Annotated in this window: 10 protein-coding genes and 2 pseudogenes; 7 read left to right on the forward strand and 5 right to left on the reverse strand. The window is 64.7% G+C overall.

All coding sequences use genetic code 11. From position 1 onward, the window contains the following. Positions 1–43: 43 nt before the first annotated feature. Positions 44–1,723: a protein kinase gene (locus ABZ293_RS13235; RefSeq protein ID WP_355180213.1), complete on the reverse strand. Its 1,680-nt coding sequence runs from the start codon at positions 1,721–1,723 to the stop codon at positions 44–46. Between the two features lie 446 nt (positions 1,724–2,169). On the opposite strand from ABZ293_RS13235, the gene ABZ293_RS13240 reads away from it, so the two are divergent. Next, positions 2,170–3,576, forward strand: coding sequence for a protein kinase (locus ABZ293_RS13240; protein ID WP_355180215.1), 1,407 nt, complete (start codon positions 2,170–2,172; stop codon positions 3,574–3,576). A 353-nt stretch (positions 3,577–3,929) separates the two neighbouring features. Here ABZ293_RS13240 and ABZ293_RS13245 read toward each other — a convergent pair whose 3' ends face one another. Both ABZ293_RS13245 and ABZ293_RS13250 read right to left on the reverse strand, forming a co-directional pair. Further along, positions 3,930–4,277, reverse strand: a complete 348-nt coding sequence (locus tag ABZ293_RS13245; protein ID WP_355180217.1) for a DUF5655 domain-containing protein — start codon at positions 4,275–4,277, stop codon at positions 3,930–3,932. Between the two features lie 788 nt (positions 4,278–5,065). Next, the gene (locus ABZ293_RS13250) at positions 5,066–5,419 is read right to left on the reverse strand and encodes a DUF4870 domain-containing protein (RefSeq protein ID WP_355180219.1); all 354 of its coding nucleotides are present in this window, start codon (positions 5,417–5,419) and stop codon (positions 5,066–5,068) included. 203 nt (positions 5,420–5,622) lie between these two features. Between ABZ293_RS13250 and ABZ293_RS13255 the strand changes: the two are divergent. Beyond that, positions 5,623–5,730 (forward strand): annotated as a pseudogene (locus tag ABZ293_RS13255) (VOC family protein); the annotation flags it as partial. A gap of 207 nt (positions 5,731–5,937) precedes the next feature. Here the strand turns inward: ABZ293_RS13255 and ABZ293_RS13260 are convergent. After that, positions 5,938–7,125 (reverse strand): epoxide hydrolase family protein, encoded by a 1,188-nt coding sequence (locus ABZ293_RS13260; protein WP_355180221.1) that lies wholly within the window; start codon positions 7,123–7,125, stop codon positions 5,938–5,940. 734 nt (positions 7,126–7,859) lie between these two features. Here ABZ293_RS13260 and ABZ293_RS13265 point away from each other — a divergent pair. From ABZ293_RS13265 to ABZ293_RS13275, 3 genes are all read left to right on the forward strand, one after another. Continuing rightward, a complete protein-coding gene (locus ABZ293_RS13265; RefSeq protein WP_355180223.1) occupies positions 7,860–8,936 on the forward strand; it encodes a serine hydrolase domain-containing protein in 1,077 nt (358 codons plus the stop codon). 1,130 nt (positions 8,937–10,066) lie between these two features. Continuing rightward, complete coding sequence (locus ABZ293_RS13270; protein WP_355180225.1) at positions 10,067–10,486, forward strand: hypothetical protein; 420 nt, start codon at positions 10,067–10,069, stop codon at positions 10,484–10,486. After that, a complete protein-coding gene (locus ABZ293_RS13275; protein WP_355180227.1) occupies positions 10,425–12,230 on the forward strand; it encodes a caspase family protein in 1,806 nt (601 codons plus the stop codon). The genes ABZ293_RS13270 and ABZ293_RS13275 overlap by 62 nt, the downstream gene beginning before the upstream one ends. A gap of 491 nt (positions 12,231–12,721) precedes the next feature. Here the strand turns inward: ABZ293_RS13275 and ABZ293_RS13280 are convergent. Beyond that, positions 12,722–13,607 (reverse strand): annotated as a pseudogene (locus ABZ293_RS13280) (IS5 family transposase). Positions 13,608–14,157: 550 nt separating this feature from the next. Between ABZ293_RS13280 and ABZ293_RS13285 the strand changes: the two are divergent. Together ABZ293_RS13285 and ABZ293_RS13290 are read left to right on the forward strand one after the other, a co-directional pair. Next, positions 14,158–20,397, forward strand: a complete 6,240-nt coding sequence (locus ABZ293_RS13285) for a protein kinase (RefSeq protein ID WP_355180229.1) — start codon at positions 14,158–14,160, stop codon at positions 20,395–20,397. A 3-nt stretch (positions 20,398–20,400) separates the two neighbouring features. Then, positions 20,401–23,331: a DEAD/DEAH box helicase gene (locus ABZ293_RS13290; protein WP_355180231.1), complete on the forward strand. Its 2,931-nt coding sequence runs from the start codon at positions 20,401–20,403 to the stop codon at positions 23,329–23,331. Position 23,332 lies beyond the last annotated feature (1 nt).

Raw genomic sequence — 23,332 nt, forward strand, 5'->3', positions numbered from 1 at the left:
CTGGTCCAGGGGGCGGTATGGCAAGAGCTAGCTTGACGGGCCGCTAGCCGAGCGGCACGGTCACGCCGGGGGACGACGAGGCACCGTGCAGGACCAACTGGCTCGGGACATCGATTTTCTTGTCGTTCTTCTTCCCGTTCTTGTCCTTGCCGGGTAGATCGAAGGCCAGCCGGATGGTGTGGGTGCTGCCGGGATCGATCTGGTCGACGCCGGTGCGGGACGGATCGAGTGCGGTGGTTGCGGGCGCGTCTGGGACGACGGTGCGCCCGGCGGCGGTGATCAGGCGCTGATCGGCGATGCGGAAGGCTTGCCCGCCTCGAGAGACATTGGTGACCGTCAGCGTCACGATGGTGTAGGAGCCGCCTGGGGCGCCGGTGGCGTTCACGTTGGACACCACCTCCGTCACGGTGAACGCGAGGTTCCCGTCGCGCACCGCACCAGCCGGGGGTTGGCCGCCGGTAGAGGGCGGCGGGGAACCGGTCGCGGCAATAGCGGAGGACGCTTGTGTCGTCGTGCCCGGAACGGAGTCGGACCCCAGGACACCGCTCAGCCACAGTGCCGCCGCAGCGACGAGTGCAAGCCCGGCGGCCACCGGTATCCATCGGCGCACCAGAAGCTTTCGCCGAGGGGCCCGCACAATCGGATGTGTCTGCGGCTCGGATGTATGTGGCTGCAGCCGGGTCTCGGGTGTCTGCGGCATCAGCGTGGTCTCGGGTGTCTGCGGATCGGGCGTATGCGAGTCCAGCCGGGTCTCAGGTGTCTGCGGCCCCAGCCGGGGCTCGGGTGTCTGCGGCACCGGCCGGGGCTCGACCAGGGTCGGGGGCGAGCCGACGGCGGTCATGACGCGGGTGGGCGGGTGCGGGCTCGATGTCGCAGGGGCCGCGACCGGCGCGGCCGAGTGCGCCGATCCGCCCAATGCCGCACGTGCTGCGGCGGCGAATTCGCCCGCGCTGGCGTGGCGGTCCCCCGGTTCCTTGGCCATACCGCGGGCGATAACAGCGTCCAGCGCTGGCGGGACACCTCGGGCAGCCCGCGAGGCATGCGGGGGTTCGGACATCAAATGCGCGTGCATCTGCTGTGCCGGGTCGCCGTCACCGTACGGCACGCTCCCGGTGAGGGTTTCATACAGCACGCAGGCCAGCGAATAGACATCCGAGCGAGCCTCGGCCGCCCCGGTGAACCGCTCCGGCGCCATATAGCCCAACGTGCCCACCACCAAGCCGGTGGCCGTGAGGGCGGTGCCGTCGGCGGCGCGGGCAATACCGAAATCGATCAGATACACGAAACCGTTGGCGTCCTCGAGAATATTGCCCGGCTTCACATCCCGATGCACAAGCCCCGCCGCATGAGCAGCATCCAGCGCCTCCGCGGCCTGGGCGATGACCTCGACCGCCCGAACCGGAATCAGCGCACCCGACCGCAGCCGCGTGGCCAGATCCACACCCTCGATAAACGGCATCTCTAAAAACAGATGACCATCGACTTCACCGAAGGCACGGATCGGCACGATGTGGGGGTTTCGCACGTGGGTACCCAACCGGGCCTCCCGCTCGAAACGGCGCCGATACCCCGGATCGGCGGAATACGCCGCAGACAACACCTTCAACGCGACGGCACTGCCGGTGCGGTCGCGCGCCAACCACACCTCACCCATACCGCCACGACCCACCAAACGATCGAGGTGGTAGTTCCCGAACAAGCCGCGGGCACTCAGCACCGACACACCCTGACCGTATCGCCCGGGATCAATGTCGGCGCGATCGGGAGACACCACAGCCCCTGGTCACTCACCCGCCAATGCACCTGTGAGTCGACATCGTGCCAGGACAATGAGCCTGCGATGCGAACCTCGTTGCTGATGACCAGCGACCGTCGCGACTCCCCGCAAACACCTCCACAAAGCGCTGCGAGTCCAAAGTTACAGGCCCTCAAAGCGGTTCACGGAGACCAAGAAACGTGTCGAGCAGCCGTGGGCAGCGAGGTCGGGCCCGGGAAGCACCAACCATCAACGGGCCCAACACTTCAGTCTGAGGCAGACACCGCGCTCATGGGCGGAGAATGGCACCGATTCGGTCCGTGTCGGCGCGCATGGACTGTGGGTTAGATTCCTGTGTGCCGTAGGACTGCTGAGAGTGTGGCGGCGCTGGTTGAGGAGATTGGGGCGCTAGGGTGGTTCTGCGGACTGGAGAAATGTTCGCCGGGTTCGTGATCGAGGGTGTCCTCGGCGCCGGTGGTATGGGGGTGGTGTACACGGCGCGGCATCCGCGGATGGACCGCCGGGTCGCATTGAAGGTCCTCAACGACGCCTTCGCCACCGACCCGCGCGCCCGGGCGGCGTTCGACCGCGAAGCAGCCTTGGCCGCACGACTGGATCATCCGAACATCGTCACCGTCTACGACCGCAGCGCCGCGGACGATCCGATGCTGTGGCTGGCAATGCGCCACATCCCCGGCGGAGACGCCAGCACTCTGCTCACAGATGCTCCCGGCGGGGTGGCGCCCGAGCTGGCGGTGGAGTTGATCGCCGACGCTGCGGCGGCGCTGGATTACGCGCATTCCCACGGGGTGCTGCACCGGGACGTGAAACCGGCGAATCTGCTGATCGAGGCCGACTCCCGCCGCGGGCAACGCGCCCTGCTTGCCGATTTCGGGATCGCTCGGACCCTGGACGGCACCGTCACCTTGTCGGCAATCTCGGCGAGTTTCGCCTATGCCGCTCCCGAACGCTTCACCCGCCAGGCCGCCGACCATCGCGGCGATATCTACTCCCTGGGCTGCACCCTGCACCATCTGCTCACCGGTCATCCCCCGTTTCCCCGCGACGACCAAGCCGCGGTCATCGGCGCACACCTAGGCGAGCCCCCACCCGCACCGAGCAGGCTTCGACCGGGCCTGCCCGCTGGACTCGACCTGGTGATCGCGACCGCCCTCGCCAAGAACCCCGCCGAGCGCTACCCGAGCTGTGCCGCCCTCGCCGACGCCACCCGACACGCCATCACTCCCGCACGCGCTAGGACCACTGGCGCCCCACAGCCAGTACCAGAATCCGAACCAACGGCGTGGTACGGCTTGGCAGCGGGAACCGGCACCGGTCCCACAACTGGATTCGACAGCGACTCCGGATCACCAGTGTCGTACATTCCGCCGCCGGAACCGACCAACCCGGCGCGGCACCTCGGCCCGGTGACTCCCGGCCCGAACGCCAGATACCCCGCACCCATCGCGCCGCCAGGTCCCCTATCTCCGAATCCTCCTCAGCAGCAACAACCCCGGGCGCACCCCAGCGCCGCAGGATGGCAACACGGTCGACAGCCGATCGACCAACGGCAGGGAATGGGGCCGGCTGTAGCGGCGGTGCTCCTCAGCATCCTCGGTTGTGTAGTCCCGCTGCAGCCGTGGATCGACCTGACCGGCATGCGAGCTTTTGTCGGCCTCCCGTTCGGAATAGCCGCACTCGTCCTCGGGATTGTCGGCTGTACCGGACAACGCCGCGGCAAGGTCCTGGCAGTCGCGGGAATGATCCTCTCCGCCATCGCACTCGCGATCGAGTTCATCGCGATCGTCATCGTCGCCTAGGAGTCTGCTGAATAAGCGGGAGTTGGGGCAGGAAGAACGCCGACATGGCCGTCTGTGCGGCGATTGGGGTCAGACCCCGTGAGGTCGACTGAGTGGTCGTTCTTCCTGCCGATGCTCGGCATTGCGGGTCGGGGTGGTGAAGGCAAGTGTTGTCCCTGGGCCCTCAGGCGATTGCCCAGGTTCCGTCGTGGGTGAGGCCGAGGTTGAGCAGACTGTCATTTGCCGCCATTGTGGGACCACCGACAGCAGTACAGAAGTGAAACGGGTTATCGCGCTGTTGATTGGCGGACGCCGCGTTTCCGAACGACCGATATGCGGCTCACTGGCTCGTGTAGCCGCCGAGTAGAAATGGTTCAGCTGACGTCATAACTGGCCCGCAGCAGCTTTTCCGCCTTGGCGAGGTCGGCTGAGTCCTTCAGGCGCACCTCGAGGTCGCCTGTGCCGAAGTGTCCGATGTTGCGGACATCGCGAGAGAAGCCGGGCTCGAGCTTCACGGTGTCCGGGTCGACCTTCAGATAGACCAAGAGCGCTCGACTCTGCGGATGCACTTCGACGCAGGCGAAATTCTCGAGCCGTTTGTAGGCGAAATACAGCTTGCGCGTCGTCTTCTGGACATCGTCGCCGAACGCCATCAGTTGCGCGTCGAGGTCGGCGAACAGATTCTTCAGGGACTCGGACGATTTCACCAAGCGGTCGTCCATTGTGGGCTCCGGGGTCCCGGACCCGACCGAACTTGTGTGCGTGGATCCCCGGGATGGCGCAGTGCTGATTGCGGTCAGCAACTCGAGGGCCAGTAGCTCACCACCGAAGTCGCGATATCGAACGAGTTCGATATTGTGGTTGATCTGTTGCACCGCATGCTCGTCGTGGCGAGTGAAGTCCCCGGCGATGCAGACGAGCCGGGGACTGGTCCAGTCGATCTGGCGTGCTGCGTCCGTCCCGAGCCGATCCATGACGAGTAGCTTGAACTCGCCTTGGTGGTCGAGGAGCCATATAGAACAGGCCTTGATTGATCACGTTCTCGTCGCGGGACCGCTTGTACTCGAAGATCACTGGTGACCCTGTTTCATCAACCCCCAGCGAGTCGATGCGGCCCCGATGCTTGGCGCCGGTGGAGTACTCCGAAGCTAGAAAACGAACGCCGAACAGCGCTTCCATGTTCGACTCGATGGTCTTCTGCAGTCGACGCTCCAAAGCGACTGAGCTACCACAATTCGAAGGCTTTGCCATCGTCGATCCGGAACAGCTCGAGGTCACTCATCAGCCACGGCTCTCCATGTCGATTCGTTTGAACTGCTTACCGGTACCGGAGGTCAGAGTCTATCGACACCAACATCCGCACATCGGCATTCTCGGACGTTCCACGCGGAGATCAACGGCCCGCGTAGCCTCGGGCCGTTGATCTTCGGACTGTCGCATCTGGCCCGCAGGCAGGGGTGCCGACAGCATCCTCGATGACGAAATCCAGCTGGGGACTCCAAATATGCCGCTACTTGACCGAGTTGGCCAACTGATCGGCATATGGGGCAGTGAATTTTCCGACGATGGGAAGTTCCGCGCGGACACCGCCAGTGTTATTCGCCTGGACCATGGCCATGATCCATACGACGACCGCGAAGACCGCGACGGCGAGTCCGGCGAGGCTGAAGATGATCCCCAGGCCTCCGAGGAGCGAGCCGACGATGCTCAGAACAATATTGACCACCGAGACCGCCCCGAAGAAGACGATCGATTGCGAGGCATGGAATTTCACATCGGGATCTCTCTTTCCCATGAACAGGAAGATGATTCCGGTGAGCCATCCCAGTGCGTACGACAGGATCGCGCTGGTCTTTTTGTCCAAGCCGGCGGGTTGCGGTTGGTTCGTGGGAGGTTGAGAAGATGTCATGGGGCAAGTAGATGCCGCGCGCGCCACCTACCGATCCCAGGTTTCAGCCCGAACCCACAGGTCCGGGCCAGCCGGCGACCGGGATCCCAGACGTGGTTCTCTCGTGCGTCATCTCCGAAATTCTTGCATCTATACCGGGCGGAAACTGTCCGGTATTGACTCTACCGTGGCATGCGGCGGCGGAACTGTTTCGCGACCCCGACGGCAACCTGATCAACCTCTTCACCCCGGTCACCGCGCAGGCCATCGCGAAATTCGCCGGCTGACAGCCGCTCATCCGCTCGTCGGCATTTCCGGACGTTCAGTTTGCCGTCGCCATGATCGGTCGACATAACGAATCTGGAACATGTTCTCCCAGCGGATCGCCTGATGTCGGTGGTCCCACGACTGGCAACGCGGTGTTCCGACAACGGTGGCAACCGACTTGACCAGCGGCGATGGCTCTAATTCCGAGTACAGGCATCCAGTCGCGTTCACCGATCAGCGGCCAGCACTGCCGCGAGGCCTTCTTGCAGGTCCTTGACGAAATACTCGGGAACCTCCAGCGACGGGAAATGTCCCCCGATTTCGGGCGACCTCCATCGGACGATCTGTCGGTACCGCTCCTGTGCCCAGGGCCGCGGACACTTGTCGATGTCGCGGGGATACATAGTGATTGCCGACGGGACGTCGACCCGAAGTTCGGGGTCGAGCGAGTTGTGGCTTTCGTAGTAAATGCGGGCCGACGATGCTCCGGTCCGCGTCAGCCAATACAGGGTGACGTCGTCAAGAATGCGGTCTCGCGAAATCGTCTCGAACGGGCTGTCTTCGGTGTCTGTCCACTCGGCGAACTTGTCGAGAATCCAGGCAAGAAGCCCGACTGGTGAGTCGACGAGCGAGTAGCCGATGGTCTGCGGTCGGGTCGCCTGCTGCTTTGCGTACGCCGCGCGGTGGCGCGTCGGCGATCCGCCCCAGAAATCGCGGGTTTCCTCGGTCCACTTGCGCTCGACCGCCGTCAGCCCGTCCGTTGTCAACCCGGGCGGTGCCTCCGCGAACGTTGTGTGGATGCCAAGCACGTGCGCCGGGAACCTGCCGCCGAGAACCGTGGTGATATTGCCTCCCCAGTCGCCGCCGTGGGCTGCGAACTTGCTGTAGCCGAGCCTTCCCATCAGTTCCACCCATGCGGCCGCGATCTTTTCGGTTCCCCACCCGGTGGTGGCCGGCTTGTCGCTGTAACCAAAGCCTGGTAGCGATGGAACCACGACGTGGAACGCCGGCGCGTCCGCATCTTTCGGATCTGCCAGCTCGTCTACTACATCGATGAACTCGGCAATGCTGCCTGGCCAGCCGTGCGTCAAGATCAGAGGAGTGGCATCTGCGCGCGCGGATCGGCGGTGCAGGAAGTGGATTCCCAGATCGTCAATGGTCGTGCGGAACTGGCCGATTCGGTTGATGCGCTCTTCGAACGACCGCCAGTTGTACCCGGTGCGCCAGTAGTTCACGACATCGACGAGGTCGGCGAGAGGAACGCCCTGTTCCCATCGGCGAGGGTCGGGCGCGGCGCGATAGACCGTCTCGGCCTCCGGTAGTCGCGCCGCGGCTAATCGCGCGTGCAGATCGTCGAGGTCAGCGTCAGTTGCGTGGGCTTCGAATGCTTGCACGTCGCTGGTTGGACGGGGCATGAGACCTCCTGGCCATCGTGGAACCGGCTACGACCTATCGCGAACCGGATCGGATCATCTCACCAGGCACCGACACCGCCATCACCGCTGGTCAAGGCAACTTTGTCGTTTTTCGCGCGACTACGACCGGAACCCTTCCTGGACCGGTTCGCCCGACACGTTTATCGACACCGCGTCAGGCTGGGCGGTTCTGGCAACTTCGTCCACCGGGTGGTCTGGTCGCGAACGTGGGAATCGTTTGGTCGTGAATCTCGACACCACTCGTCCGAGCGCGATGTTCGTGGTCGCGGATTTCGACACCGTTGCGCGGGTTGCGGTGGCAGGATGAGCGTGCCCCACCGCTGAGGTTATCCGGGCTGGGTGGACCGCGCTCGAATGAGGGAGTCGCCATGGCGATCGTGTTGCGGGCGGAGTTGCTCGCCGCGAGACGCCGGGATTCTCGGGACGGGTTGTCCAAGAGACAGATTCAGTGCAGGCACCGGGTCGGATACCGGACGGTCTGCCATCGAGGCGGCGCGCCGGATACATCTCGCGGGTGAGGCACGCCTGGCCCTCGAGTATCGAAAGACGGTGTGTCAGTTAGCTCTCGGGGGTGACGTGTGCCCTGGCCGGGGCTGCCTAGCATGAGGTCCGCCAAGCTGTTGGAGGACAAAATGCTCGGATTCGGGAAGGTTTTCGGCTCTGTGTGCGTCGCGGCGGCGTTGACGCTGTGCGCGTGCGGGACAGGCAGCGACGTGAGTACCCCAGCACCACCCGGCTACACCGATGTGCGCACCATCCTGCAACGGTTGACCGGCGCCGGCGGCGCACCTGGAGTGCTGCTCGCGGTGCGCGACGCGCGCGGCCGGACAGTGCTGACCAGCGGCGTCGCGAACATCGAGACCCACGCACCGATCGCGGGCGACAGCCGGTTCCGCATCGGCAGCATGACCAAGATGTTCGTCGCCACTGTGGTGTTGCAACTCGTGGCCGAACGTCGGGTCGTGCTCGACGCACCGGTCGAGCAGTATCTGCCCGGCGTGATCAGCGGGAACGGCAACGACGGGCGCGACATCACGGTGCGGCAGCTCCTCCAGCACACCAGCGGCCTGCCCGACTATCTGGAGTACCTCAGCTTGGGGGAGGTACTGACAGATCCTGTCGCGCACCATGATCCGCTGGAACTCGTGCAGATCGCGCTCGCCCACCCGCGACTGTTCGCCCCCGGGACCGGCTGGCAGTACTCCAGCACCAACTATGTGCTGGCCGGAATGCTCATCGAGCAGGTCACCGATCGACCGTACGAGCAGGAGATCGAGCAACGAGTCATCGGGCCGCTCGGCCTCCACGACACCTTCGTCCCCGGGGACGAATCGGCAATCCCCGGCACTCACCCGCAGGGATACGCCGAGCCGGAAGGTTCCCTCATCGATACCACCGAGGTCAACCCGTCGATCGCGGGCGCCTCCGGAGCAATGATCTCCAGTGCCGCGGATCTGGATCGTTTCCTCGACGCACTCGTGAACGGCGGGCTCCTTCGCCCGTCCGAACTGCAGGCGATGATGACGACCCACCCCACCGGCAGTTCATCCGGCAGTACCTACGGCCTTGGCCTGGAGAGCTCATCTCTACCGTGCGGCGGCGTGTACTGGGGACATGACGGCGGGATCTTGGGATTTCAGACCCTAGGCGGTGTGACGACCGACGGCCGCAGCGTCACCGTCATGGCCAATCTGTACCCGGGTGGCAGCGACGCACAGGCGGGAGCGGACATGCGCACCGCCCTCACCACTGCGCTGTGCGCAAGCACCCCCTCGAAGCCCCAGCGCTGACCGTGTGCGGCCGACATCGACTGCGGCGCAACCAAGTCCCGGACGAAACCGCGCGCATGCCACCGTGCCGTGGCGCCGTAGTTCACCGCGTGGAAGGCGAAACGCCGTGCCCGCTCCATCCGCCTCGGCAACCCCGACCACCTCGGCCAGCTCACACCAGCGCACCGCGGCCTCGAAGTCGTCGAAAGTCTCCGACGTCGACCGCCAACGACCGGTCTCGTCGTAGTAATGGAACGGAACCTGCCGGGCGATCGACCCGTTGCTACTGGGTCGCGGGCGGGGTGTGAGTATGAAGCCTCCCGAGCCGGTAGTTGCCCTGAGAAGCCGTTGAGAGCGCAATGGTGACGTGGTGACATACACGGCTAAACCAGGGTAGCTCACGTCACTGACCTGGCCTTTTCGTGGAGCGGATGACGGGATTCGAACCTTGGTTTGGCGCTTCACGATTGGCCTGGTCAATAGGCTGAGCTAGCCCAAATGTTGGGCCGCAATAGACCTTTCAGAACGCTTCAGTACATTACGAGACACCAAGCTACCACCTCTCTGGTGACATAGTCACCACACCTTTTGCTGCTGTGATCTTCGGGGTGGCGACACCGTCACCACCCCGCACCGGGTCACGGGACTGATCTGATCGTTGTCTCGCGGCAGACGGCTTCGTATCCGCCGGCACTGAATGCTTTGCGTCTGAGGTGCTCATGGGTAGCCGCGCGTAGCTGGCCCCGCAGGCGCAGCGTGAGTCCGAGCAGACCACTAACCTTCTGGTCCACGGTCCCCTGCCCTCAACCGGCCGATTTCGAAGTCGTCAATCGAGACAACGCACCAGTCCTTGGCCAGGAGAGTCTCTTCCTGCGCTCGCTTGGGCTTCTCAGCATTGTCAGGCATGACCACTCGCGTCTGCGCCTGTCCGATCATCGGCGCTCCGATATTTCGGCCACGCGCTCAGGACCGCATGGTTCAGTGGCACGGTGCGTGCACTCCACAGGCAACCGAACCAGACAGCGCATCGGTCGCACGCCACGATTCACGAAACAGTCAAACATCCTGTCGGACAGGGTAAATGAGCGTCACGGTAGCGGGATGCCACGCCATCGGCTGGTACGCTCCGGCATCGAGAGGGGAGGCAGCACATGGATGTGCAACTTCGTGTGGCGGGCAGCCACGATCCACACCGCGAACTCGTATCCCTACGGGACTGGACAAGCCGAGAATCCCTGCTGCGGGGCCGCGTGCGCGCCGAGCACCAACCGATCCGCCCCGGTGAAATGGGTGCATTGGAAGAGGTACTGATCGTCGCACTCGGCGGCGGTGGCGCTGCGACGGTGCTGGCGCGATCTGTCTCGGTGTGGCTTCAGCAGCGTCGATCCGAACTACGGGTCGAAGTCACCACACCGGACGGTACGCGGGTCGAGATCACCGGCGCTGGTCCGGCAGCGGACCAGATCGCCAAGATTTTTGAGACATATACCCCTGACGAGGAGATCAGCAATGCGGTTGCCGGACGGCCTTCGCTCCCGGGCGGTCCTGATCGGCACGAGCAGCTACCGTGACGTAGCGCTGCCAAGCCTGCCTGCGGTTGCCCACAACGTCTCGGATTTGTTCGACATCCTTACCGGTGATCGTGGTCTCGAACTGCCAGTGAAGAACTGCGAGGCCATCATCGATAAGACGGATCCAGACGACGTCCTGTCCTCCGTGCTCTCGGCAGCGAGCGAAGCCGAAGACCTGCTGCTGGTCTATTATGCTGGCCACGGACTGCTGGATTCGCGCGATCGGCTCTTCCTTAGCCTTACGAATTCGCCCAGGTTACTGGACCGGTTCTGGCTAGCGATCAACATCGATCACATCCGCGACATCATGGCCAAATCCCCGGCGAGGAATCGGGTCCTGATCCTGGATTGTTGTTTCTCCGGGCGCGCTTTCGAAGCGATGGGCGCAGGAGCCGCTGGATCAGCCATAGCAGCCATGGAGGTGAGCGGCACATACACGCTGACCTCGACCTCGGAGAACCTAACCGCCCACGCTCCGGAGGGCGAACAGCACACAGCGTTCACCGGAGCGCTCATCGACCTGCTCGACAATGGCGTACCGGACGGGCCGGAATACCTAACCCTCGACACCATCTACGAGAACGTCCGCCATACCCTTCTCGCACGTCGCGCTCCGGAACCGAAGCGCAAATGCGTCGACCGCACGGGCGAACTCGCGCTGATGAGGAACCGGGCGTGGTGCAGCGACTCGACCGATCGCTCCGCCCGGGTGGCCACGCCAGGCGCCCGATTCCGCGAATTGTCCGCACACCCGTCATATCCGATGGTCCAGCGTCTGGTTAGCTGGTACATCTGCGAGTGCATCCCGGACGTGCATACGAATCAGCGAGACCGCTGGAATGTTACCGCACTGCCGTCGACAAAACAGCCGAGCGGACGCAGGCTACTGACGGTCAATTGCGGCGGCCAGGAGGTCTTGTTCATCTCCGAGGTCGCACGACGCAACGGATCACGTCAGGTCATCGTCGTCTGCAATATCGCGCCTCCGCTGGACCGAACGACGTCAGAACTGAACTTCACCAGCGAGTTTGTTTTCGGACGACCGATGAAATACCAGAAGCTCGTCTGGGCATGGCAGTTCGATCTTATCGACGATCTCTCGACTCTACGCGGGCCGATCAGCACCCTCGAGTTCATTAACCTTGCTCGCCAGCTCAACGGCGAACTGATGGATTCGAAATCACCATACGCCCGATTCCACAACGCGGATCTCGCCGAAGATCTGCTCTCCGCAGCCGCACACCTCGCCAACGAGGAGCGCCTGCCGTTCGATTCGCTGCACCTCGTCGTCGACCGTGCCGACATCGAATCCGGCAACATTGAACCGACACTGCGTGTACTCCAACGGTTAGTGAGTTCTCGCGAATTTGCCCGTGCAGCACAGGGAATACTGGACCTCCGTATCGACGGATACGATGACACCGACGCCGAGCTGTTCGAAATCGAGTCCGTTCGCGCATTTATTCAGGCGCTGGATGAAAAGTTTCCCTACTGGTTGTTCTTTTCGAGCGTCCACACATCCTCTCTTCAGATGATCGCATGGTGCTTTCTACCGCCATTTCTCAACGAGGAAGGAAAGAAGCGGCACTTCCAACCTCGTCTCGCGCAGCTACTCACGAACAGGTGGGTTCCCGCTCTGAATTGGGTAGCCGCGTACGCCGGACTAGATGATGCCGAGCATCGAGCACGGTCCGACGAAGCCTTGGGCTACTTCGCCAGACCGCGCACCGAACTACGTTTCTAAAATCGGGCGGTCGTCACCATCCGCGCGCCGGCCGCGCGCCGCTCAATCCACCGGCTCAAGGATCGGTACCGTGCTACCTACTTAGGTCACGTTTTGATCTTGACGCTGGCGTCGGGGCGTTGATCTGCTGTTTTGCTGGCTGGTCGGCCGACGCTCAGCCCGGACCCGCTCGAAGCTGTCCACCCGACCTGGCCGCGGCGTCTCCATCCATGCCGGGAGGACGTGCAGGTAGGTCTCCGTCTACGCGAAAACCGCGACAGCCGGGCAGGTCCTCGACTCCCGAATGCCTGTCCTTCACCAACGAGTACATCATCGCCAACTCTGCCGGCCTGGATCGCACCGACATCCCGGGCTTCGATCGGCACCTCCGGCGCGTCATCTCGAGTGCCCGACATTACCGGCCAGCTATCGAACTCGTCACCCGTCGCTGAAGCTGGCCTGGACACTCTTCCTGCCGCATCCGCGCCGTCCGAGCGTGCTAGGACGCGTCCTCAAAGCCACATGAGCAGGGTGGCCAGGTCGAGCATGCCGCGGTAGGAGGTTGCCGTCTTGTCGTAGCGGGTGGCGATGGCCCGGTATTGCTTGAGCCGGTTGAAGCAACGCTCGACGACATTACGTCGGCGATAGGCCACCGGATCGAACGTCGGCGGACGGCCACCAGCCGTGCCACGGCGCCGCCGGTTGGCCTGCTGGTCGGCGCGTTCGGGAATCGTCGCGGCAATGCCGCGACACCGCAGGTGTTCCCGGATCGCACGCGAGGAATAGCCCTTGTCCGCCAGCACCCGCCGTGGCCGCGTCCACGGCCGCCCGCGCCCGGGCCGTGGCATCCAGATCCCGGCCAGCACCCTGGTGAACACGGTGCAGTCGTTAACGTTGCCGCCGGTCAACACAATCGACAACGGTCGCCCGAGCCCATCACAGGCCAGGTGGATCTTCGTCGTCGGCCCACCACGAGACCGGCCGATCGCGTGATCAGCGGGCTCGCTATCTGCCCCGGGGTAGAACCCGCCTCCCGCCGGTGTGGATCACCCGCCCGCGCCGGGCACCCGCAGCATGCTGGTGCGCACGCACGATCGAGGAATCCACCGACACCTCCCGGTCGAGCTCAGCGACAGCGTCGGCGATCACCCGCACCCGCTCGACCAGCAGCGTCAGGGTTCCGTTGCGTGACCACCGCCAGAACCGGTTGTAGACGGTCTTCCACGGCCCGTACCGCTCGGGCAGGTCCCGCCACGCGATTCCGGTCTTGGCCTTGTACAACATGCCGTTGACCACCCGCCGGTCATCGATCCGCGGACGCCCCTTCGCACCCGACACCGGCAACGACGCCTCCACGACCTGCCACTGCTCATCGGTCAACTCATGCCTGCGCACCACAACCCGACATCAAAACAGACCAGCAACCACCGCAAAGCAAATCAGCCACAACCACTTTGAGGACGCGCCCTAGTCGAGTCTTCCGGTCGGTGTGGTGTACGACTCATATCCGATGGTATCGGCTATGATCCCTAGTCGAAATTGCCTGCATTTCAATGTGATCCAACCGCACTCGGGTTGAGGGGAGTCGTTGCTTGTTCAGCGGGTAGCGCTCAAACGGATGCCCGATGCCACGGGGCCTTGCTGCCTGGATCATTCGGCATTGTGGAGAGGAATGGCGGGAACCGACGAGGTCGGAGATAGGCGGATTGCTTCGGCCGACGCCATCGGAAAGGGGCCGGTAGTCGGTCGCGCCAAGCGTGGCGACCTGGCGGCTCGCAGGATCACTTAGGGAATTACGGGAGGGTTGTTCGATGAGGGCAAGGGTGGTGCCCGATGATGGATGCATGTACGCATGGGGGCTGCCCGCTGATCATCCGGATGTTGGGATGCTGGGCCGTGTCAGTGGTCGCCCCACTCACTGTCGGGTGCGTCTCAACAGGGCTCGAGCATGACCGGCCATCTGGTCGGCAATCGCTTCCGATTGCATGAGGTCATCGGCAGGGGTGGTGTCGGCGTGGTCTATCGGGCCGACGACACGCACGCGATCGACGATCTCGGTGAGGCAACGGTTGCGGTCAAGATGCTGCTGCGCAGCCGATCCGGCACCCCGATCGACTCGATAACCGATCCGAAGACGGTCCGCCGGTTCGAACGTGAAGTTCGCATCATGCGCAGGCTCGATCACCCCAATCTGCCTCGCATGATCAGTGGTGGCTTCGCCAAGGATGGGCAGCCCTATCTGGCGATGGAGCTGCTCGACGGCGTCGACCTGCGTGCGCTGCTGGAGCGGACACCGCGATTGCCGGTCTCCTGGGCAGCCGCGATCGGTGTCGGTATCGCCGACGGCCTTGCTGACGCGCATGCCGCCAACGTCATCCACCGAGACATCAAGCCGTCGAACGTGATGCTGCTCCGCGGCGGCGCTGTCAAGGTACTCGATTTCGGCATGGGGCGGATATTGGACGACGCGAGCCCGGGGCGGATCACCAGCACGGGAACCACCGTCGGCACCGCCCGCTACATGGCTCCCGAGCAGTTCCGGGCGGCACGGGTCACCCCCGCCGCTGATCTCTACTCCCTCGGATGCATGCTGTTCGAGCTGGTGACCGGCGCCCCGCCCTTCGACGCCGAGTCGACTCTCGAGTTGGGCCGCAAACACCTTGACCACACGCCGATCCGGGTCGGCGAACTTCGGTCCGATGTTCCCGCCGAGCTCGAGGATCTCATCGCCCGGCTACTCGCCAAGCATGCCTTGGATCGGCCCACTGCCTACGACGCACACGCGGTACTGCTGCCGCTGGCTAACGGTACCGACAGCATGGCCGAATGGAACGACTTCAACCCGCTGCGACAACGTGTCCAGCCTGGCGACGGTCCGGCATCAACCCTGGTCACGTCCGGGACTACGGGGGAGTCCGCGCCGAATACGTTGACGGGCATGGACGTCTTCGCCGTTCACGAACAGTTGATCGCCGACTATCGCGCGTTCACTGAAGGCGGCATGCTGATTCGTGATGACCGGATCGCCGAGTTCGTCGAGGACGATCTGGACAGCAAGTCTCAATGGCCGGACCCTTGGCTGGCGATCAACCCATCCTTCGCGCCCGGCGGCACGGTCGGCGAACTGACAGCCGCAGGCTTGTTGCACCCCGAATGCGCCCAAATCTTCCAGCTCGGAAAGACGAAGGGCGGCAAGGCATTCGACGGTCGGCCTGTCGCGCTGTACAAACACCAGCGCGACGCACTCGAAACCGCCCGCACCGGCGCATCGTACGTGCTGACCACCGGCACTGGATCGGGCAAATCGCTGTCGTACATCCTGCCGATTGTCGATCGAGTGCTGCGTGATCGCGATTACGGGCCGGATCGGCAGGCACGGGTTCGCGCCATCATCGTTTACCCGATGAATGCCTTGGCCAACAGCCAGCGTGAGGAGCTGTCGAAGTACCTGCGCGATGGCTATGGCGAGGGCAACGAGCCGGTCACCTTTGCGCGCTACACCGGGCAGGAGTCCGACAAGGATCGCGAACGGATCCGCGACAACCCCCCGGACATTTTGCTCACAAACTACGTGATGCTGGAACTGATGCTGACCCGTCCGAGTGAGCGCGAGTCGCTGATCCGGATGGCCCGGGGCCTGGACTTCCTGGTTTTCGACGAGCTGCATACCTACCGAGGTCGCCAGGGTGCTGATGTCGCCCTGCTGGTCCGCCGGGTTCGCCAGGCATGCGCCGCCGATCGGATGCAGTGCATCGGCACGTCGGCGACCATCGCCGGTGAGGGATCGCTCGACGACCAGCGCCGCTCTGTCGCGGACACGGCGTCGACGCTGTTCGGTGTCTCGATCGAGCCACGACATGTGATCGGCGAAACCCTCGTGCGCGCAACGGATCCGGAACCGGATTCGATGTCCGTCCGGCGGCTGCGGGCACCCATCGCACCGCGATCGTACGAAGATCTGGTCTGTGACCCGCTTGCCAGCTGGATTGAATCCGCGTTCGGTGTCACCACGGTTGGTTCGGGCCGTCTGGTACGGCAGCATCCCACCACGATTGAGGAGGCGGCCAGGCGACTCGCTGACACGACTGGTGTCGACACCGACGACTGCGCCCACGCCATCCAGGACACGTTACGGGCCGGGGCCGCGGCCAAGCATCCGGTCACTGGGCGACAGCTGTTCGCCTTCCGCCTGCACCAGTTTCTGTCCAAGGGTGATTCGATCTACGTCACGGTGGAGGACCCTCGCACCCGCCACATCACGCGCGACTACCAGCTGGTCCAGCCCGGTACCGACGACAAGATCCTGCTCCCCGTCGCCTTCTGCCGTGAATGCGGCCAGGAATACCTGACCGTGTGGCGGGTGAGTGCGAAAGGACACACGCGCTACGAGCCGCGGCGGGATACCAACGCCACCGGAGGACAGTCCAACGACGGCTACCTGCTCATCGATCCGGATCGGCCGTGGCCGTCGAGTATCGATGTGGCGATCGCGGAGCGACGACTACCAGAATCGTGGCTGCTCTCCGATGGTTCAGGGCAGGACGCCGTCCGCGATTCGTTCCACGCGCGGGTGCCGAGCGCTGTGGCCGTCGATGCCCGCGGATATGAAACCGAGAGTGGACTTCCCGCCGCGTTCATTCCCGCGCCGTTTCTGTTCTGCCTCTCCTGCGGTGTCAGTTATGAGCAGACCCGTGGGAAGGACTTCGCCAAACTGGCCACACTCGACCGGGAGGGACGCTCGTCGGCCACGTCGCTAGTGTCGATGTCGATCGTCCGGTCGCTGGACCAAGCGCCCCCGGAGGCGCTCGACGAGAAGGCGCGCAAACTGCTCACCTTCGTCGACAACCGGCAGGATGCGGCCCTGCAGGCCGGGCACTTCAACGATTTCATCCAAGTCGCACAGTTGCGGGGAGCAGTGTTCCGGGCAGTCAGCGACGCGGGACCGGAGGGCTTGACCCATGAACAGATCGGTGTCGCGGTCACACGTGCGCTCGGTCTGGAGCCCGCCGACTACGTTCGCGGCGAGGATCTCGCGCCTACGCTGGCCCGCATCGCGGCCAAGACCCTGCGTGACGTCATCACGTTCCGGCTGTATGTGGATCTCGAACGCGGCTGGCGGGTCACGATGCCCAACCTGGAGCAGACCGGACTGCTGCGAATCGACTATGCCGACTTGGAATGGCTTGCCGTACAGCAGGATCGATGGTTACAAGCGCATCCCCTGCTCCGCGACGCCCCGGACCGGCAGCGAGCCGAGATCCTGCGTGCCCTGCTCGACGAGATGCGGAGGGCGCTGGCGATCGACGTTCAGCTATTCCGCGACGAGTTCGACCTGTTGCAGCGAGCGAGCGAGGAGCGCCTCGTCGACCCGTGGGTGCTGACTCGCTCTGACCGACCGCGCGTGGCCATCGCCTATCCGCAGGCATCCTCGGCTGGAGCGGACCGCTCCGGCCTGTTCCTATCCAGCCGGGGATTGTTCGGAAAGTATCTGCGCCGCGGCCACTTCGGTGATTGTGAGAGCGCCGATATCCAGGCCGTGATCACTGGTTTGCTCGAAGTGGCCAAGAACGCGGGCCTGGTCGTCGAGGTGTCGGAATCGCCCCGTCCGGTTGGCCGATATCGCCGTGCCGCCACCCGGCCGCAGCCCACCGGCTACCGGGTGGCGGCGGCGGCACTTATCTGGCGGGTCGGCGATGGCAAGCAGGGCATCGCCGACCCACTGCGGCGCACCTACGAGAAGGACCGGGCACCGCAGGTCAATGCGTTCTTCCAGCAGCTGTACAGGGACACGGCCCAGACCTTGGGGCGGATGCTGGCGAAAGAGCACACTGCTCAGGTGGATCCGGGCGTGCGCGAGCAGCGTGAGGAGGACTTTCGCGCCGCTGATCTGAAAGTGCTGTACTGTTCGCCCACCATGGAGCTCGGCGTCGACATCGCCGAGCTGAACGCGGTCATGATGCGCAATGTCCCGCCGACTCCCGCGAACTATGCCCAGCGCAGTGGGCGGGCCGGACGATCGGGCCAGCCCGCGCTGGTGGCCACTTATTGCGCCACCGGCAACAGTCACGACCAGTACTATTTCCGGCGCTCCCAGCGAATGGTCGCCGGTTCGGTGACCCCACCCCGCATCGACCTGGCCAACGAGGACCTGATCCGCTCCCACGTGCAGGCGATCTGGCTGTCAGAGACCGGCATCGCGCTCGGCCACGCGATCCCGCAGGTCATCAAGATCGCCCAGCTCGAACACTCATCGGTCGCCGATCTGTCGCTGAGCCTCCATGACGACATCACTGCAGCCATCCACGACACGGCGGTCCGCGACCGTGCAGTGGCGGCAGCGGAGGAGGTTCTCGCCGCTCTCTCCGGTCTGGCCGACACCACCTGGTGGGATGAGCACTGGACCCAGGAGATCATCCGCAGTGCGCCGGATCGTTTCGACGAGGCGTTTGACCGCTGGCGCCATCTTCTCCGTGGGGCTCTGGCAGATCAGCGGGAACAGAATCGGAGGGTGCTCGACCACACGCTGTCGGAACGGGACCGTACTCTGGCCTCGCGGCGGCGACTGGAGGCGGAAACCCAGATCAACCTTCTGAAGAACGAGGTACCCGACCGCAAGGCTGTGCTCGCGGACTTCAGTCCGTACCGGTATTTGGCCAGCGAGGGCTTCCTGCCCGGATACTCCTTCCCACGGCTGCCGCTGGCCGCATACATCTCGGTGACCGGCCGCCGCCGCGGGGACGGTGACTTTTTGCAACGCCCGAGGTTCCTCGCAATCCGCGAATTCGGTCCGGGCGCACTGATCTACCACGAGGGCGCGCGGTACCAGGTGACGCGAATCCAGCTGCCAGCCAACAGCGGCGGCGACGTCGCCACGCACACCGCCAGGCGATGCACGGCGTGTGGGTACCACCATCCGGTGCAGGACAGCACAGGCGCTGATCGCTGCGAGATGTGCGACGAACCGTTACGCGCCACCACCTACCATCTGCTGCAGCTGCACACAGTGTTCACCCGGCCTCGTGAGCGCATCACCTCCGATGAGGAGGAGCGCCGCCGAGCGGGGTTCCGGCTGGTAACCTCCTACCGCTTCGCCGATCACGGCACGCGGGCCGGCCGCCGCGACGCCCGGATCGTCGCGGCAGGCCACCCGCTGGCCACGATGTCCTACGGGGACTCAGCCACTGTGCGGATCACGAATATCGGTCGACTGCGGGCCAGATCCGAAGAGCCGCCGGGCTTCTGGCTCGACCCCGACGACGGCCGCTGGCTCAACGAGCGTGACGCGGCTGATGCGGTCGGCGCAGGCACAGACGTGCCGCTGATCGACGAGGACGGCACCGAGCGCCGTCGTCGGCTGCGGGTGTTGCCGTTCGTGGAGGACCGACGAAACATCCTGGTTCTCCGGCTCGCCCGGCCGTTGCCGAGGCCGGAGGCGCTCAGTCTGATGTACGCGCTGGAGCGCGGCATCGAGGCGGCCTTCGAGCTAGAGGATTCCGAGCTCACCAGCGAGTTGCTGCCACCGGATGAGGGTCCGCGCGACCGCATCCTGTTCACCGAGGCGGCCGAGGGCGGAGCGGGCGTGCTGCGTCGCTTGCAGTCCGAACCCGAAGCGTTCCAGCAGGCCGCCGCGGTGGCCCTGTCGATATGTCACTTCGACGAGGCTGGAACCGATCTTGGCGGTCCGCATCCGGACCGCCCCTGTGCGCTGGCCTGTTACGACTGTCTGCTCAGCTATGGCAATCAGCCCGATCACACCTCGCTCGATCGTCATGCCATCGCCGAGCTGCTGAAGCGATTCGCTTCTGCGGCAGCAGAAGACGTACAAGGCGATGAGTCCAGAACCCAGCAGGTGTTGCGGCTCGCCGAGAATGGGCCGAGCACGCCCAGCGGCGCCGCCCCGGCGGATCGGCTGCTTGGCTGGCTCACCGAGCGCGGCCTGCGGTTGCCCGACACGGGCAGCGCCGAGGTGACCGAGGCGGGAGCCCGACCGGACTTCGTCTACCTACTGCCGGGTGTCAATGTCGCGGTGTTCGTCGGCGGTCCGGAGCGCAGCGGTGATCCGGAGCGCGGCGTGGCTGCTGAGGACCGACTCGTCGACAACGGCTGGGACGTTATCCGATTCGGTCACGAGGCCGACTGGGCGGCGACAGCCGAGCAGTTCACGGACTATCTGGGTAAAGGACGGTGATTCGTGACCGAATTCGGAGTCGGTACGTTGGTGTCCGCGCGTGAACGGGAATGGATCGTGCTGCCGGACAGCACCGATGACATGCTGGTCTTGCGCCCGCTGGGCGGATCCGACGACGATATCGCGGCGGTGTTCCCCGCCCGCGAACAGGTGTGCCCGGCGCAGTTCGATCCACCGGATGTTGACGACCTCGGCGATGCGCAGGCCGCCGGGATGCTACGTGCGGCACTGCGCGTCGGATTCCGTTCGGGAGCCGGGCCGTTCCGCTCGCTTGCGGGTCTGGCCGTCGAGCCCCGGGCATATCAACTTGTGCCGCTGATGATGGCGCTACGCCAGCGCACCGTGCGCATGCTGTTGTCCGACGATGTCGGAATCGGCAAGACCGTCGAGGCGGGGCTCATCGCCGCTGAGCTGATCGCCCAGGGCAGTGCGCGGCGCATCGCGATACTGTGCTCGCCGGCGCTGACTGAACAGTGGCAGGACGAATTGCGCACGAAATTCGGGATCGACGCCGAGCTCGTGATCGCCTCGACGGCGCCGCGACTCGAGCGTGACCTCGATTACGGGAAGTCACTGTTCGAACAGCACCGCAATGTCGTGGTGTCCACCGATCTCATCAAGTCCACCCGTCACCGCGACGATTTCGTTCGGCACTGCCCGGACCTGGTAATCGTCGATGAGGCACACACCTGCGTGGCCGCCGATGTGGCGGCATCGCGGCAGACCCAGCTGCGCTATGAGCTGTTACAGCGGGTGGCGGCTGATGCCGACCGCCATCTGATTCTGGTGACCGCGACCCCGCACAGCGGTAAGGAGAGCGCGTTCCGCAATCTCCTTGGCCTGGTGAAACCCGAGCTCGCCACCGTCGATTTGGAGTCGGACGCGGGGCGGCGGACACTGGCTCCGCACTTCGTGCACCGTACCCGCGCCGATGTCCGCCAGTATCTCACCGTGCGGGACGGCCTGGCCGACAACAGTCTCGTTCAGGTGACGGCCTTTCCGTCCGACCGGCATTTCAAGGACGAGCCCTATCGGTTGGATTCCGCCTACCGCGAGCTGCTCGACGATGCCATCGTCTATGCCCGCGAGCAGGTCGCCGTGGCCGGCGACCGCACCAAGCGCGAAGCCCGCATCGCGTGGTGGTCGGCCATCGCGCTGCTGCGGTCGCTGGTGTCGTCGCCGCGTGCGGCGGCGCAAACGTTGCGTACGCGTTCGGGTGTGAGCGCGGCGACCACAGCCGAGGAAGCCGACGTGCTCGGCGCCGCGGCGACCCGCGACCTCCCTGAGGACGATTCCAGCGAAGGGCTCGATGTCGTTGCGGGCGTAGTGATCTCGGATACCGATTCCAATGGTGTCGATCAACGTTTGCTCGAACTCGCCCAGAGGGCGTCCGAGCTGGAAGGTCCGGCCACCGACAAGAAGCTTGCAACACTAACTAAACAGCTCAAACAGCTGATCGCCGACGGCTATCACCCGATCGTCTTCTGCCGCTACATTCCCACCGCCGAGTACGTCGCCGAGCATCTCACCGGAAAACTCGGCCGCAAGACGGTGATTCGCGCGGTTGCCGGTGATCTGTCACCGCAACAGCGATTGCAGCGCATCGAGGAGCTCGCCGAGGCCGCTGGTGACGACCCGGCCGCCCGCCGGGTCCTGATCGCCACCGACTGCCTGTCGGAGGGTGTGAACCTGCAACGGTATTTCGATGCGGTCGTCCATTACGACCTGGCGTGGAATCCGACCCGCCACGATCAACGCGAGGGTCGTGTCGACAGGTTCGGGCAGGAACGCGACACGGTGCGCGTCGTCACTCTGGTCGGCAGCGACAACATTATCGATGGCAAGGTACTCGAGGTCCTGATCAAGAAGTATCGCCAGATCCGCAAGGACATCGGGATCGCGGTGTCGGTTCCCGACGCCGCCGCCGCGGGCGTGACCGACGCGCTGGTAGAGTGGCTGCTCGCCCAAGATGGCGGGAGCGGCCAGCAGGGCCTGTTCGGTCTCGATGAGCTCACCGTCGCGGACGTCAAAGCCGCCGAGCTGGAAGCGGAATGGAAATCCGCGGCCGAACGGGAGAAGGCGTCGCGGTCGCGGTTCGCCCAGCGCACGATTCGGATCGACGAGGTGGCCCGTGAAGTGATCGCGATTCGCGATGTGCTCGGCGGGGGCGATGAGATCCCACGATTCGTGCGGACCGGCCTTACCGCACTGCACGGCGTGCTCGCCGATTCCCCGGACGGTTCCGGTGATTTCACCGCCGATCTGAGCGGTTCTCCCGCGGGACTGCGCAATTCGATCGCGGTGGCGATAGGTGCGGACCCGAATGCCGCCGAATTGGTGACGACCTTTCGCGTGGCCGCGCCGGTTCCCCGAGGCGAATCCGCTTTGGTGCGAACCGATCCCGTGGTCCGTGCCGCGGCGTCCTATGTCCTGGACACCGCTCTCGACGACAGGGTCGCCGGTCCGCGGCCAGCCCGCCGAGCCGGGGTGGTCCGGACCAGGTCGGTAATTGCCCGCACCACCCTGCTCGTCGTCCGCTACCGATTCCACCTGGTATTGCCGTCCCGCAACGGGATTCGCGACATCGTCGCCGAGGATGCACGCATGGTGGCCTTTGAGGGCGCGCCCGAGGCGGCCACGTGGCTCACCGACGACGCCACGTTCGCCTTGCTCGACGCCGCCGCGGACCAGAACACCGACCGTGCCTTCGCGCGCCGTACGATCGAACGTGTGCTGGGCGGTCTGACGGCCGTGACCGACCACATCGACGCTCGCGGGCAACGGCTCGCCGACGAGCTGCTGGATTCGCACCGCCGCGTCCGCGGCGCTTCGGGAGAGATCGTGCGCGGCCTGCGCGTCAGTGCGCAGCCTAGAGCCGATATCCTCGGTGTGTACGTTTATCTGCCGGCCGCGTCGGCGGGGGAGGTCGCCTGAC

This window comes from Nocardia sp. NPDC005998 (assembly GCF_040614395.1).
Lineage (GTDB): Bacteria > Actinomycetota > Actinomycetes > Mycobacteriales > Mycobacteriaceae > Nocardia.

Excerpts from the sequence above, each read along its gene's own strand:
- ABZ293_RS13245 (WP_355180217.1), bottom strand. The coding sequence starts at position 4,277 with ATGGACGACCGCTTGGTGAAATCGTCCGAGTCCCTGAAGAATCTGTTC.
- ABZ293_RS13270 (WP_355180225.1), top strand. The coding sequence starts at position 10,067 with ATGGATGTGCAACTTCGTGTGGCGGGCAGCCACGATCCACACCGCGAA.
- ABZ293_RS13260 (WP_355180221.1), bottom strand. The coding sequence starts at position 7,125 with ATGCCCCGTCCAACCAGCGACGTGCAAGCATTCGAAGCCCACGCAACT.
- ABZ293_RS13275 (WP_355180227.1), top strand. The coding sequence starts at position 10,425 with ATGCGGTTGCCGGACGGCCTTCGCTCCCGGGCGGTCCTGATCGGCACG.
- ABZ293_RS13285 (WP_355180229.1), top strand. The coding sequence starts at position 14,158 with ATGACCGGCCATCTGGTCGGCAATCGCTTCCGATTGCATGAGGTCATC.